The organism is Citrobacter sp. Cpo030, from assembly GCF_030333005.1.
In the GTDB taxonomy this organism is placed as follows: domain Bacteria; phylum Pseudomonadota; class Gammaproteobacteria; order Enterobacterales; family Enterobacteriaceae; genus Citrobacter; species Citrobacter portucalensis.
Window position 1 is genome coordinate 140,566 of sequence record NZ_JAOWGT010000040.1, and the last position, 14,247, is coordinate 154,812.

The window sequence follows — 14,247 nt, forward strand, 5'->3', positions numbered from 1 at the left end:
TATTTTGTTTTAACCGCACAAAACGGCGGCTCTGGCGGGATCAATGGCGACCAAACCGGACAACAGTGAGTCCATCTCTGGTGCCAGACGCGCTTTGTCACTTTCACTGCGGCTGGCTTTTAAACGCAAAAGTTTCAGCCGTCGCGCTTTAACTTCAAACAGCAGCTCAGGCTCCCATTGTTTGAGAGTGAGAGAGTGTGCTGTAGTATTCAATTCCCCAAGCAAATGCAGCGCGAGATCGTTGCGCCCACATTGTTCCGTCAGACGGGCCATCAACAGCTGGCGTAACCAACGCTGTCGACGTGAAATAATACCTGGGCGTGCCTGAACCCAGGCGAGCGCGGCTTCAACGCCTTCGCTATCCGCCAACGTCAAAGCTTCGCTTTCAAGTAGCAGAATATCGTCGTCCGCTCCTGCACTAGCCACAGCGATTTTTTCCATCTGCCAGTCACTTTCCTGTAGCACGTCACGGGCTATCCACTCACGCGTGACATCATCGGCAAAGGGAGTCCCATCGTTAAACGCCAGCGTTTCCAGCCCCGGCATCCGATGCAGCAGCATTTTCAGATCGCTGATAATAATCCCGGCATTTTTATCCCATGGCGATCCCGCTCTTGTTAATGCCTGATGAAGGTACCATTGCACGTCCAGCCAGAAATGATTTACTCCCTCAACAAATAAGCTGTCAGTTAACTCAATCAGTTCAGTCCAGCTTTGCTGCAAATACAGACGTTTGAGCTGCGCGCGATAATCACTCTTGGGCGGTACCAGGCGCGTACGTCCGGCGCCATCTGGCGGTGGAAGCTGGCTGACCGTATCGAGCCGCACGCTTTTCATCAAATGATGCGCCGCCAGCCAGCCATCCGGCTGATCGCTTAAGTATTTCGCCAACACTCGTGCCTGCTCCAGCAGCTCACGGCCAGAGGTAATACTTTTAAGGACAGGAGTTTCTGCGCTGTGCCTACTGGCTTGGGTACTGATATTTTGCGGCACCAATGCCTGAGCCCCGCCAGATTGGGCCAGACGATTCTCCAGCGCGCTATACAGCGCCCCAAGTCCAGGACGAATACTCTCCTCTCGCTGGCTAAACTGATGCTCCAGCAGCATCAGCGCACCGGCGATCCGTTGCGCGTCAGGTCGTGAAACTTCGGGAAAACGCGCCAGACTATCCAGCATCCTCCCGCCTGCCAGCCATTCAAGGGCGGCCTTATGGCTGTTGGCTCTTAAAGGATGGAGAGAATCGCCATATTGTTGCATCAGCCCAGCCAGCAAAATCAGACCATCCGCCAGGCCGGGCTCACCATCCTGATGCAAACGTGCCCATGTGTAGTAAGTGACGACACGGACATCCTTACAGGTGGTGATCAGAAGTTTTTCCGCAAGCTCAATGATGAGATCCGTTTGTGCGCCAGAAAGTTTATTCACCTCCTCTCGCATGCGCTGAAAATCATCGTCATAGCCTGGATCTTCACCACCGGGGTTGGCTGCTGAAATGGGCAATAGCCAGTTTTTCCATAGCGTAGTCTGCGTTTGCGCCTGTTCCATCAGTTGCTGTTGTTCATCTGGCGAAGCCGTGCTGGCGGCCAGTAGACGTTTCAGAGCGCTCATTCTTCTTCCTCTGAGGAAATATTGCCGCTTACAACAAAAATTGCTTCTGGTAGTTCAAAATCGCGGAGTTTGAGTAATACAAGGGGACCTTCACCGGCTTCCGTTCGCAGGGTATAGTTCAGCGGCAATCCATCCTGCGCAGTCCAGCGCAGGTTAAAACCGCTGCTCACGCCAGCGTTATCGGTTATCTCCGCTTTCTCAAGCAATCTTATCCACCCCCAGGTACCGGGGTTATCTGAGTAGATTCGGGTTCCCGTATTGGTGCTCACCCAGCTTAGGGTTGCCCCTGAAGCCTGAGTATCAGCAGGCCAGACAACATTTTTCCACGCTGGCATCTGATTAACGTAGGTGAGTTTCTGTCCATCCAACACGAGGTCAGTCTGCATCACGTCGCGCGCCGTTCCAGGACGCAGCTCAAAGCGCATCCCGGCTTCCCCACGAATAAATGCGACATCCGCAATTTGACTGAGCTGATCCATCGCCTCGAGAAACGCCGGATTAAACTCCAGCCCCTGAGCATTCACCGTGTCGGCAACCCAGTGACTTCCCTGTTTATGCAGGACACCGCTTAAATGACTTTCGAGAAAATGCGGGATTCGCCCATTATCGCTTCGCAGATATTGCGCCAGCAGCGGCAGAGAAGCCTCGCTGCCAACATCGCGAAACGGATAACGTCCGCCGAATGCGCTGTTCCAGTCATTCACAATCAGCGCCTTCCATTGCGCATTCAAGCCCGCCGCGGTTGGTTGCAACACCTGCTGCCATGACTGCTCCAGCGGCTGTACAAACATCGCTTGACCAAATCCACTCCATGCTTGCCCCAGACTGGCAGCCACCAGATTGCCATAGTCACGCGTGGTGGTGAGATCGATGGTTTTACCCTGAAACACCGTTTGCGCCAGGGCCTGGCTCATGCCTTGCGGATCGGCAGCGTTAGTAATCTGCTGGAGTTTCAGCCTGACCTGCGTTACCCGGGTCAGGTAGGTTTGCAGACTCAGATGGCTGATATCCTGCCCAGCCGATTGTTCATCCATTAATGCCAGGATTGGCGAGAAGGTACTCGCCATAGGGCCTTCTTCCCGCGCATGTTGGTCAATGGTTTGATTTTCTTTGGTGTTAAATAGATCCTTTGCCGACTTCACCAGCGAATCCGACAGTGCTTCTCCGGTTAACCCTGTGCGTCCCTGAACGGCGAGCGTATTCATTAACGCAACCAGAGGAGACTGACGGATATCTGCAATCAACGTGAGTTGATCGATAGCATCACTTAGCGTCAGGGTGCGCTTCCAGCGAATACTGTTGAGAAAATCCAGCCAGTTGTCGGCAAAATCCGTGAAGTAACGCTCGCTAAGACGCACCTTTAAGGCCTGTGGAGAGAGAGGGTCACTTGCAGAATGCGTATCATCTCCCAGCACCTGATCCATTTCTTCCCGACGGTTGTTGACGATTTTCTCAATGGCGGGCAAAACCTCCTCTTCCCAGGCTTTGCGGGTATACACGCCAGCAACCGAACTGTGGGTATAAAATACGTGCTCTGCCCGGGTATCGCCGGTCATGTCTTCCAGACGAAGATCGGTGTAATGCGGCGTTACCTGTTCAATGATTTTCTGATACAGGGCGGCTTCGCCATTGCGGATCCCCATCTGACGAATTAACAGCGTTCGCACCTGGCTAATAAGATTTTTATCGGCTGCTATCTTCCATTCAGGATGCGCCTGAAGGTTCTCTCCCCAGAATTGCCAGAGCCCAGGGCCAACGCCCTGCCATGATGCGCGCGAAATACCCGCTCGCTCCGGCCAGTCTTGCATCAACGCCTGACTAAAAAATGACGCCTCCATCTGCTCAGGCCGCGAAAGCATCAGATACATTTTCAACTGGTTGTAGGCGATCTTTGCCTGGGCGGCAAACTGCGGGCTGTCTGGAGCCAGTCGGGTTAAAGCCGTTAATTCCTGGGTAAGATGTTGGGCGGCTTCATCACGCAGGAGCGGAATAGCGATACGCGTATAGCGCGGCCATAGTGCATCCAGCAGAGCATCATTTTGGCTTAAGCCGAAACGGTAGTACCACGGCGTCCCATTCTGCTGACGCCAGCGAAGCATGCCTGGCGTTTGCTGCAGAGCAGACAGCGCCGTAAGACGCTCGGCGAGCGGTTTATCCGCACCGCCTGCCAGGCTCGCCTGGTCCAGACTTTCGCCAATCAGAGTGCGATTCGCCAGGAAAGACACCACCATCCCCGCCCCCCATAGCAGCATCAAACCGGCTGTACCGACTGCCAGCACGCGCATCCCTGAACGGCCTGTACGCTGTGCCTTAAGTTCAGCAGGTAACGCAGGGAGTGAATCAAGCAGCGCACGCCAGCGCTCATCACGCATCCAGGCATGCGCGACGTGCGATGAAGTATTTTCCGCATACTGGCTCAGGATTACCGCCGCCAGCGGCAGAGGCCGATGCGGACTGAAAAAAGTGGACAACGATTCGCTGATAGCTTCTGCGCCAGGCATCAGCAAATTAGCCATTTTCAGTAAGAAGTTATCACGGATATTGCGCGTAACCTGCTGCGTACCCTGCTCCGCCATCTGCATTGCCAGCGAGGTCAACTGCGAACGACATAAAGCCGTGGTGCATCCTGCAGGGAACAAACATGTCGCAGAGTGCAAGGTTACGTCATCCCGGACGAATTGAGCGCCATACAGCGACCAAAGGTATAACGGTACTCGCCAGCGGAGCGTGGTAAAAACAGCCTGAAAATGGCGGGCGGCATTATCTATTTGTTCTGCGGTTAAAGAGAAAACAGGTGCCGATTGAACCAGTGTATCCTGGTGCTGAAAAGTGGGGGTTACCCATACAATCCCATCCAGCGGACGCCGATGCAGCTTGCGTATCGCATCAAACAACGAGGCATCTGGCGCTTCAGTGAGCGTACCTCCCCAGATTAACACCACGCCATCCCCTTCAACCCAGCGCTGAGTAGTGAGTTTAGGTACCAGTTGCTCAACCTGAGAGGCATCTCCCATCACCAGCAGGATACGCGTTTTGGCGCGCCAGCGATAACTGTAATTTGCCTTGAGTACATCACGAATTTCCCCTATCAGCATATTCCCGGAGGGCGGTTCCTCTATTCGGGATTCTTTGTCTGGAAAAACTCTATCGTTTTCCTCTTTTACCCGAAAAAGGTGCTCCTTGGCATAAATGTTGATAAGTGGATACCAGCGAACAACAATAATCAAAATTACCGTCAATATACCTAAGATGACTTTTTTCGTAAGTGAATCAGCCCCCAGGAGATCACCATAGCTCCTAATCAGCCATGTCAGCCCCGCTAAAAATGCCACAATTAAAACAAGCAGACTTCCCCTACGCCACAGATGGCTTGTCGTATTCATTATTACTCCAGGGTAAAACGGTGCAGATATATGATTGTTCTTCCTGAACAGAAACGACTAAATATGACTCTAAGTTATGCTTTGACATATCAGCCGCCACGCCAGCGCATAGCCAACCGGAAAATGGACCGGGGATCCCCATAAATCTTTCAAGAATAATTTTGTTTTCAACCTGCCAATGAGCGCCATGATTGTGACCAATTGGATAGAGTTGCGCACTCAACAAATCAATTAACTGACCATCAGACACAATGTTTTTTGTATTTATCGCGCTTACCTGAGTAGTAAAAAAAGTGGTTAAATCTTGAGGTAAACACGCTTTATCCAGAGGCATTGGACGTAGAAAATGGCACTTACCGTTGAACCCATAAATACGCGCTACGTCATCACTGGTTAAAAGAAAGACTGCCATTCCATCAGAATAATTCTGATGCCCGTTAAATTGTAAAACCAGAACAAGATCGCTCCTGACTTCTGCATTTTTCAGGTTCGTTTCCAGTCGATAAAAAGGAAACTCCATTTCTACTCGTACAGAGGAAGGTTGTGGCCTGCCAGGGAAATTCATCTGCCAGATGCTATTAAAGTTATTTTGCAGTAAATGCCGTTCTTCCGTTGAACCATCGGTGATGAGTGTTACATGCAAAGGAATGGCTATCGGTAATATACTCAGAGATTCAGCAATACTGTTCAGCAAAACAGTCACTGCATTGTCTTGATTTTTGACATTAGGCAAATAGTCAATACGATGAGCTAAACCACATTTATTCTCAATATTTGTGGGATTACCTGCAATAAACGAAACGGTAATTTTCTCTGGTAACAATATGCAGCTATTCATCACGATAATAGAGCGCTGTCCCCAGGACTGCCATTCACGCTGAGAAATCAATATTTCTTTTTGCAAAAATTCATAATATTCAAGCGCCCGCCCATATAAATATGCTCTAACACTAGCAATTATTAACCACAGGAACGCTGGAAAGAGCGAAACCAGCCAGATGTTGACATCATTAATAAAAAATAGATGTTCTGTTGCATGCAATACAAAAAGTAAGATACTTATTATTACTGATAATATACCAGCCAGTGTCCATCGCCAGAGAGAAAGAGGTTCAGGAGCTACGGGCATGATAATTCTATGGCGTTCCCAGCCCATGATTTCATCCTATTGATGCTTCTGGCGCACTTGAAATAACCTGACATCCACACAAACTGTGGCATCCATCGACAACTATCGGCTTACCATCAGAAAACCATTCTGGCGAACCTTCAATAATAGGATTAATGCCATGGAATGGTATCGGGCAACTGACCATATCCCCCAGAAGAACTACTTTTTTCCCTTGAACAAACATGGTTGAAGATGCAGATATTACACTTCCACCATGAGTCGTTTTATCACCAAGCAAAACAAAACCTTTTGACATATTTCACTCCAGTAAAAAAGGAAACAAATCGACAATTAATAAAAATATTAAAAAATCCAGTCACTTTCTTCTTCAAAGTACAGCCTTCACTTAATAAATATAAACGAGTTTTTTTTCGATGGGTGATTTTAATATACTCATTATAATCTTTATGAGTGACCTTATATTTGCCAATCATAAAATCACTCAGCCTGACCTTATGCAGATATTTATCATCCTGGTTCATGCTGAAGGGCAGTTTTTCCCAAATCAGCGGACCGAAGTCCCCCATTAAAAACTCACCGCCCGTGACCGGGACCATATTATCCAGCGAGCGCTTCACCAGCGCCTGCGTGAGCTGCTGGCTTTCCGCACTGGTGCTGTTATCACAGCCGGTCAGCGCCAGCAAAAATATTCCCGGGGTAAGAAATTTCAGAATATGCGCCGTCATCCGTTATTCACCACGCAACGAAAAACAAAACTAGCTGAAAACAAGTCATCTTCTGTCTTGTACCCATCCCGTAGTGGAGAAGGGAAGTCTGACTCTCGAAACATGGTCAGGGCATACTGGTAATCTCCTCCCGCATAGCTCCTCTGTACCTTCCTGTCGCCGCTCTCCGGTCCCTGTGGGTTATCAACCGGCGAGTGCGCATAGTAGTCCGCCGCATACCAGTCATTAGCCCACTCCTGACCACTTAGTCCCATGTCATACAATCCCAGTGGATTAGGGGGATATTTCCCGACCGGGTAGAAAGGAAATCCCATATCATTCATTTTTAATATTTCATCAGAGGTTGGGACATTGACTCCCTCTTCTATTTTTCCGTTACTGGTGGCATAGGGCAAATACTGTCCCCGGGAGCGGGCCGCGTATTCCCACTGCGCTTCAGTGGGCAAATCCACCCGTTTTCCCGACATTTTACCCAGCCACAGGCAGTAGTCTTTGGCCATCTGCCAGGGGACGCTGACGGACACATCATCCGCCAGTAGTTTCCCCCCCCACAGGTAAACGAGTTTTTTCCGATGGGTGATTTTAATATACTCATTATAATCTTTATGCGTGACCTTATATTTGCCAATCATAAAGTCACTCAGCCTGACCTTATGCAGGTATTTATCATCCTGGTTCGAGCTGAAGGGCAATTTTTCCCAAATCAGCGGACCAAAGTCCCCCATTAAAAACTCACCGCCCGAGACCGGGACCATATTATCCAGCGAGCGCTTCACCAGCGCCTGCGTGAGCTGCTGGTTTTCCGCACTGGTGCTGTTATCACAGCCATTACAAAATGCTATTGTTACTAATAGCGCAGCGCAGTAATGTCTATTCATTTTGATATCCTTAATTAAACCGTTCTGGTCTGTCCGTCATCACTCATGGGGTCATATGTCTGTTGCTGGTCAATCAACGCTAAATACTGATCCATTAATTTATCGGGAATAGGCTTGAACGGTTCCTCTGGTGAAACCCTCTCCGGAAGATTGTTATATAACTCAGGTAGCTTCTTACCGTAATGGGTAAAAAACACAGAATCATTCTCACCGTCGGAAAGGAATATAATTACCGTCTGCTCATTTTTAATGCGGTCACTTTTCACCTTTCCAGGACTTTCAGTAATATGCTGCATAACATTGTCGTAATCGGCTTTGCTTTGTACCCATTTCAACGACCACCGTGCCCAATTGAGTATCTTCTGGGAGAGATAATGTCCAGTTCCGCTCTAAAACGCAGCCCGATAACATTACCAGCGGTGCGAAAAAATATGTCCATATCATATACCAATCCCTCGACAAAGTTTTTAACCCATGAACAACTAGTTAACCTAAATCAGTTGAAATGAATAAAGAGATTTGTATTTATAATAATATGAGCGATTGCTCTGTCCTTCATCACTTTATAAATTTCTTCAATACGTCAATATCAGGAAAGGCTTCAGTTATCGGAATCGTCGTACCATCAGGATAAATCAACGTCCTATGAGCTCCTTTCTCTTTCTTTTTCGGGCCTATGCTCCTTATTAATTTATCTGAATGCAACAGGGGATAAAATGTAATCGAATTTATATTTAACGCAGAGTACCGCTCGTTCATTTTTCCATTATATATCCATATAATTTTTTCATAACCACCAATAAAATCCTCAGTTAAATATGGAAAATAGTCTTTTGAAATCAAGCCATCTCTGTTGATTCTTTGATGGTCACCACCTTGATTCGCCGCAAGGTAATCAAATTCCAACCTGATGCTACTTTCTACCGACTCTGTACTCTGACCAAACTGTAAGGTATTTTTGTATTGCAACCTTATATCAGCCACAGACAGATGCCATTGACAACGACCCCCGCCTTGCCGGGCAATTTTCACATCAAAAAAATTCTTTGTACTATCTTTTTGGGTTAACGGAAATTCCATTGAATTATACCCAGGAACTTCATAAGCTTCCCCAGACGAATTATGCCGGGTGCGCTTACATATTTCTGAACGATAAATTACCTTCAATGGGAGCATAACCAGTTCTGCAGGTATTTTTACACCCACCGTGACCCATTGGGTATCCTCTGGAGGAGATAATGTTCGATTCCGCTCTGAAACGCAGCCCGATAACATAATCACCAGGGTTAAAATAAAGCATTTTTCAATCATAGTTCAAACTCCTCAAAGTTAAGTGGCTTTATATATTCCAAGGCTTCATTTCCTCCCTTAACTCCACGCGTCATATCCAGCGTCGATGCGACTACATCATGAATCTCAATGAAAGCACTATTTCTTGTAAACTCTTCCACCGGGGAACTACTCTCATACGTTTTCATTTGCTTTAAAAATTTCTCTCTGTTGATTCTCCTCATCATGGTCAATGTTGGCTGAGTACATTCTTTTAGTTGGTTATTAAGATAACTCAAATATTGATCTGGCATGGAATGTCTGCCAACGTTCGTCGCATGATCTAAATCAGGGTTAGTATAGGGAGGAAACCAGTCTTCTTTATCCATCTTTGTTAATAATTGAGTGAATCTTTTTTGTGCTTCATTCGCCTTTTGACTGGCCTCTAAAATAAGTTCAGGAACCAAATACAATCTGGTCTCAATAGGAAGCCGTTTACGAATCCTGCGGCATGAAGAAGGGTTGTTGGGTACTTTACACTCCTTCCATTCCGTCGTTTGGGTGGTGTTAAAAAATACGGCAATACTTCCATGATGCCAAAAACATTCCCAAAACCTCAACCCTAGCGCTTGAGGCATGAGTTCTATTACCGACCAGAAAAAACCCAGCGTGCCACCTACTGGTCCCCATAAGTCATAAAACCAGTTATCGAGATTTGCATCAGGCGGAACGCTTGGAATGGTGTCTGCGTCATTAACATGACGGAAATGGGTGAGATTTTTTAAATATTTAACGGCAGAAGCGGTCAACGTCCGGGGCATACCATACGTATACAGCAAAGGATTAAGATCTCTTATTTCTGCGCTGTGAATCAGCGCAAGCGAACCTCCCAGACTATGTCCGCAGATAAATAGCTCCAATGTTTTTCCATCGACTTTAATTTGATTAAATATCTTAGAATAGTTTTTCTTTGCGACCTGGTATGCCTGTAAAAAACCACCATGAATCTTCCCTTCAGGAACAATATCAAAACACTCTACCGGCATAAAACTTGCGTCTGTCCATAAATCACTGAGCTTACTCATCTCTGTACCACGCCAGGCCACAATCCCCTGCGTTTTCGTCGTAACATAAAATAGCTGAGTTTCCCCTTCCTCTTCATCTGCCGTATCTATAAAAATGGGTTTAGAATGCCGTTCACGAAAAGGAACATCAGTGACAATAGCAGGGAATCGATGTTTGCCATCTTCAAAAACGGGAATAGACGACAGATCCAGACATTGAATACAAAAGAATCCATATACCGAATTACGATCAGTTTCCGAGTCATAACTGTAAGCCAAATCGGCCATAATCCCCAGGTTGTAAGCATTAGTCAGAGAGTAACTCACTGTGTGATGCAAGATTAATGTCCATGCACGGAATGGACAAATTTCGATCATTGTACGTTTATTAAGATCCGCCACATGAACGGTAACGCCTTTATACGTTTTATCCAAAGGGAAATGAAATTCTGGTAGAACAATTCCATCCCATTTATCTAGTGTGGGTCTGACATTGCAGAGTTGTCCGACCCTGACATATTGATATCCATATTTATTCTCAGAGGAGAGTTTTTTGACCTTTGAATTATCCTCATCTCTTTCAAACCGTAAGGCTCGGTTCTCCATCTCATCAACCAATGGCTGAGACTGGATTTTTAAGGTCAAAGGTAATGGATGTATATCTTTAATCTTTATTATTCCATTGGCATCACTATAGCCAGTATAGCGTGGAATCAAACCGCACCTTGTAGCTTCATTTTCGGCAAACCACTCCATATTGGCTACGGTATCACCTAATTCGTCCACTAACTGGAACTCTACCCAATCGAATGCCTCATTTTCTATAAAAAAATCAGGATATTTGCACTGAGTAGATGTTGTCACTTCTGCCATAATTAGAATTCCTTTTCGTTACTTTAAGTTAAGAACATCTGAGATGGGATAAACATAATCTACCGAATACACAGTCAGATGACATGGATGGATTCCAACTTCTGTCATCTATAATTTATATTATGTAAATTACGAATATGACATCCTAGTCATAACTCTTGAGACGGAGATACTTTTCATGTAATTCTTTCGATCGCTGACTATCTTTTTCTACAAAAAATCCATTATTGTACATATCACTCAAGTATTTTGCTGCATTCGCGCACCCCTTCTCCAAGGCACTTTGGAGATAAGGATAGGCTGATTTATAATCCCGATCGAGATAATAAAAATCACCTACATAGCATTGTGCAGAGCCTTCTCCTTGATCTGCTGCCTTTTTCAGCCATGCTTTAGCTTCCGATTTATTTACTGGAACGCCTTGCCCATATAAATACATAGTGCCAACCATTCCCTGACAAGCCAGAATGGCCTGTTCCGTTTTTCTTTCTGTACCAGATTTAATATCATGCAAGGCGCATTTTTTAAACCAAGGAATAGCATTTTTATAATCTTGTTTCTCAAAATAAAGCCTACCTAGAGTACCTTCAGCAAGAGGATCACCATCACTTGCTGCAAGTTTATACCACTTTAAAGACTCCTTATAATTTGCCCGTACCCCATAGCCATATTGATACATAAAGCCAAGATTGCCCTGAGCCTTATGATCGCCTGACTCAGACATTGCCTCTAACATTCTGATATCATAACTCTTACACGATACAATAGAAAAAATGGAAATAAGTGCAGCAAAAAATCTTTTAACATTATTACTGTTCATACTCTCACCTCACAAACTACTTTTTATGAACTACTACCTTTCTTTATTTGCTCTATTCTTATTTTTGTTGGGGTTGCCGTATATATTGGCATTGTTTTGCCATCCTGATCTGAAACACCCTCATAAACATTTCCCTCACCAGTGGTAATCCGGTATTGGACAAAAGGGACTGGCTTACCTGTTTTTTTATTTTTAACTGTAAAACCCTCACAAAAACCGCGAGGTAATTCCTCCACAGGGGTATTCAGACTCGTGGCTCCCAGTTTCTGTACATTTACTGACTTCAGCAGGATATTCTTCGGGCATCCCAGTTCGATATTCCCCCCTTTCAGCCGGATATACGCCCCACCACAGCTCAGTAACAGCTCCTCGCTGGCATTCACGGTGATTTTTCCCTCTGTACTGCTCACCGTGATATCTTTCTTCGCCGTCACACCCATTTCATCATCCTGGGCCTGAATATCCACTTTTCCCTTTGCCGCATACAGCTGCATTCCCTGCCCCTGTGCATACAGGCTTACCGTATCGCTCGCAGCCACCGTAAATGATCTACCGGTACTGATGTCCGTATTGTGCCCCGACATGATTCCCACGCTGTCCGTTCCCGAGGACACCCGTACGGCCTTCGCACTCATCATCCCTACGCCCGCTGGCGCATGCAGAATAAGACCCGGCTGAGCCAGTTCCTCCAGCGCATCATTCAGCGTCTGCTGGCTCACTGTGTCTCCCGCCGTTGCCTTTGCCGTCTCCGCTGACCGCTGCAGGCTCCTTGCCAGTGACAACGCCTGCTCAAGCTGACGTATCACACCGTCCATCTCCAGCATCCGATCCACAGCTTCCGCCTGCATCTCTGCGGTTATCAGAACCCCTTTACCGCCGCGTACCGCCACCCAGTCGTCTGTGCGCAGCTCGGCCCCCTCTCCCCGCAGCGCACGCTGTGCATCTACGTTATGCCCCAGATTAAGCTGCGTCTTCCCGCCGTACTCGGTGCTGAGCTTGACGTGCTCCTCACCCCGTTTGTCCTCCATGCGCAGCTTGTTGTTCGCGGGCGTGCGGATGACATTGCGGGTATGGTTTGCCTGTGTCACGTGATCCGGATGCCGGGAGTCATGCAGCGCATGCGCGATATAGGGCCGGTCCGGGTCCCCTTCATGGAACGCCACCGCCACTTCTGTGCCCTGTATCAGCGGGAAGTGAATACCATAAGTGTCGCCGCCGTAGGGTTTGGCAAGGCGCAGCAGCATACTCTCGTAACCCTGCTGTTTGCTGTCCTGGTCTGCATCAAACTTCACCCGATACAGCCCCTCCGCCGTCTGATGCGCGTAGATATCCCCGCTTTTCGGGCTGCTGACCCGCGCCGTCAGCGTGCCGCTGACCTTCGGTCTTGCCTTCAGCGCCGGACGCCAGCACTGCGTCTCACTGTACGGCACCGCCGCCAGCGTCACCCTCAGCGCATCCTTCCTGCTGCCGCTGAACCCCGCCCGGACCACCACCACCGGCTGCTGCAGCACGTCCGGCAGCGTCGACGGCACGCTGCTGTCCGTTATCGTCAGCACCTGTCCCGAACGTAACCCCGCATCCGTGCTGGCACCCGTTATCAGCGTCTGCTCCGCCAGAAAACGCTCGTGGTCCAGTCGCGCCCAGAAGTTCCCGGTTTCCGGCGCCGGATCGAATGCCTCCCCGGTTTCAAGATGGCGCAGTTTGTAGTGATACACCTCGCCATAGCGCATTTCCTCGCCTTCGCCGCCGGTGATATCCGCCCTCGCCGACTGCAGCACCTTCTGCGCTTCGCGGTGGTTATAGTCTTTTGTGGTCACTCCCGCCGGTGCCACCCGGTGCAGAATGTTCAGTCCCCAGACGGAGTCCGCCCCGCTGTCGCTCATTCCTGACGGGCTGTTCAGCGCCAGCCGTTTATCAAACTCATAGGCGCTCTGCTGGTCTGCAAAATGCACCACTTCCGTCCGGGTATCCGGCTGCAGCGTGAAGAAGTAAAATATCCCCACTTCCGCCAGCAGACGCTCAATAAACGCCAGGTCGCTCTCCTGATACTGGTTTATCTGTTCACGCTTCGGATAAGTCTGCGTCAGCGTGAATTCATACTCCCAGCCATGCAGGGCGTGCTCCTGCAGGATTTCACCCACCACTTCCGGGACCGATTTATTAATAAAAAAGCGGTGCGTACGGAACTGTTTATCCAGCAGGGAGAGATAAGGCTCAATGATGATTTCATAGCTGACCTGGTCGCGCGACCCCGGCAGACGCCGGAAATGGGTCACCACACCGTGGACGAACTTGACGGGCAGAGCATGCAGTAATTTCCCGCCTTTCATGACCAGCAATGCCGGCTGGTTCAGGAACATACCAGCAGCCAGCTCTGAAGCACTACAGGTAAAACGGACAGAATAATGATAGAGAACGCTTAACTGCTCCAGTCCCTCAAAACGCAACACATCCAGTGCATGCGGGCATGAAGGAACCGTTAAGCTGTAGCGGTT

10 protein-coding genes and 1 pseudogene are annotated in these 14,247 nt (G+C 48.1%); all 11 read right to left on the minus strand.

The genetic code is table 11. The features are described from left to right. Positions 1 to 9: 9 nt before the first annotated feature. Positions 10 to 1,608, minus strand: coding sequence for a type VI secretion system protein TssA (gene tssA, locus OGY37_RS01915; RefSeq protein ID WP_286556702.1), 1,599 nt, complete (start codon positions 1,606 to 1,608; stop codon positions 10 to 12). Beyond that, entirely contained in the window at positions 1,605 to 4,991 is a 3,387-nt protein-coding gene (locus OGY37_RS01920) for an ImcF-related family protein (protein ID WP_286619914.1), read from the minus strand. The genes tssA and OGY37_RS01920 overlap by 4 nt, the downstream gene beginning before the upstream one ends. Continuing rightward, positions 4,963 to 6,147, minus strand: coding sequence for a KPHS_23130 family T6SS system protein (locus OGY37_RS01925; RefSeq protein WP_286619916.1), 1,185 nt, complete (start codon positions 6,145 to 6,147; stop codon positions 4,963 to 4,965). Before OGY37_RS01925 ends, OGY37_RS01920 begins: the two co-directional genes overlap by 29 nt. Before the next feature lie 4 nt (positions 6,148 to 6,151). Continuing rightward, positions 6,152 to 6,418 (minus strand): PAAR domain-containing protein, encoded by a 267-nt coding sequence (locus OGY37_RS01930; RefSeq protein WP_079934142.1) that lies wholly within the window; start codon positions 6,416 to 6,418, stop codon positions 6,152 to 6,154. 91 nt (positions 6,419 to 6,509) lie between these two features. Further along, positions 6,510 to 6,848, minus strand: a pseudogene (locus OGY37_RS01935) (SUMF1/EgtB/PvdO family nonheme iron enzyme); the annotation flags it as partial. Next, positions 6,845 to 7,726, minus strand: a complete 882-nt coding sequence (locus OGY37_RS01940; protein WP_286619920.1) for a formylglycine-generating enzyme family protein — start codon at positions 7,724 to 7,726, stop codon at positions 6,845 to 6,847. The gene OGY37_RS01940 and the pseudogene OGY37_RS01935, both read right to left, overlap by 4 nt. 14 nt (positions 7,727 to 7,740) lie before the next feature. Further along, complete coding sequence (locus OGY37_RS01945) at positions 7,741 to 8,061, minus strand: hypothetical protein (RefSeq protein ID WP_286619922.1); 321 nt, start codon at positions 8,059 to 8,061, stop codon at positions 7,741 to 7,743. A 223-nt stretch (positions 8,062 to 8,284) separates the two neighbouring features. After that, complete coding sequence (locus OGY37_RS01950; RefSeq protein WP_195995697.1) at positions 8,285 to 9,037, minus strand: hypothetical protein; 753 nt, start codon at positions 9,035 to 9,037, stop codon at positions 8,285 to 8,287. Next, positions 9,034 to 10,932: a lipase family protein gene (locus tag OGY37_RS01955; protein WP_286619927.1), complete on the minus strand. Its 1,899-nt coding sequence runs from the start codon at positions 10,930 to 10,932 to the stop codon at positions 9,034 to 9,036. The genes OGY37_RS01950 and OGY37_RS01955 overlap by 4 nt, the downstream gene beginning before the upstream one ends. A 145-nt stretch (positions 10,933 to 11,077) precedes the next feature. Then, entirely contained in the window at positions 11,078 to 11,752 is a 675-nt protein-coding gene (locus OGY37_RS01960) for a tetratricopeptide repeat protein (protein ID WP_286619929.1), read from the minus strand. A 23-nt stretch (positions 11,753 to 11,775) separates the two neighbouring features. Next, positions 11,776 to 14,247, minus strand: a 2,472-nt coding sequence (locus tag OGY37_RS01965) for a type VI secretion system Vgr family protein (RefSeq protein ID WP_286619931.1), incomplete at its 5' end; no start/stop codon positions are given.

Excerpts from the sequence above, each read along its gene's own strand:
- tssA (WP_286556702.1), bottom strand. The coding sequence starts at position 1,608 with ATGAGCGCTCTGAAACGTCTACTGGCCGCCAGCACGGCTTCGCCAGAT.
- OGY37_RS01920 (WP_286619914.1), bottom strand. The coding sequence starts at position 4,991 with ATGAATACGACAAGCCATCTGTGGCGTAGGGGAAGTCTGCTTGTTTTA.
- OGY37_RS01925 (WP_286619916.1), bottom strand. The coding sequence starts at position 6,147 with ATGGGCTGGGAACGCCATAGAATTATCATGCCCGTAGCTCCTGAACCT.
- OGY37_RS01930 (WP_079934142.1), bottom strand. The coding sequence starts at position 6,418 with ATGTCAAAAGGTTTTGTTTTGCTTGGTGATAAAACGACTCATGGTGGA.
- OGY37_RS01940 (WP_286619920.1), bottom strand. The coding sequence starts at position 7,726 with ATGAATAGACATTACTGCGCTGCGCTATTAGTAACAATAGCATTTTGT.
- OGY37_RS01950 (WP_195995697.1), bottom strand. The coding sequence starts at position 9,037 with ATGATTGAAAAATGCTTTATTTTAACCCTGGTGATTATGTTATCGGGC.
- OGY37_RS01955 (WP_286619927.1), bottom strand. The coding sequence starts at position 10,932 with ATGGCAGAAGTGACAACATCTACTCAGTGCAAATATCCTGATTTTTTT.
- OGY37_RS01960 (WP_286619929.1), bottom strand. The coding sequence starts at position 11,752 with ATGAACAGTAATAATGTTAAAAGATTTTTTGCTGCACTTATTTCCATT.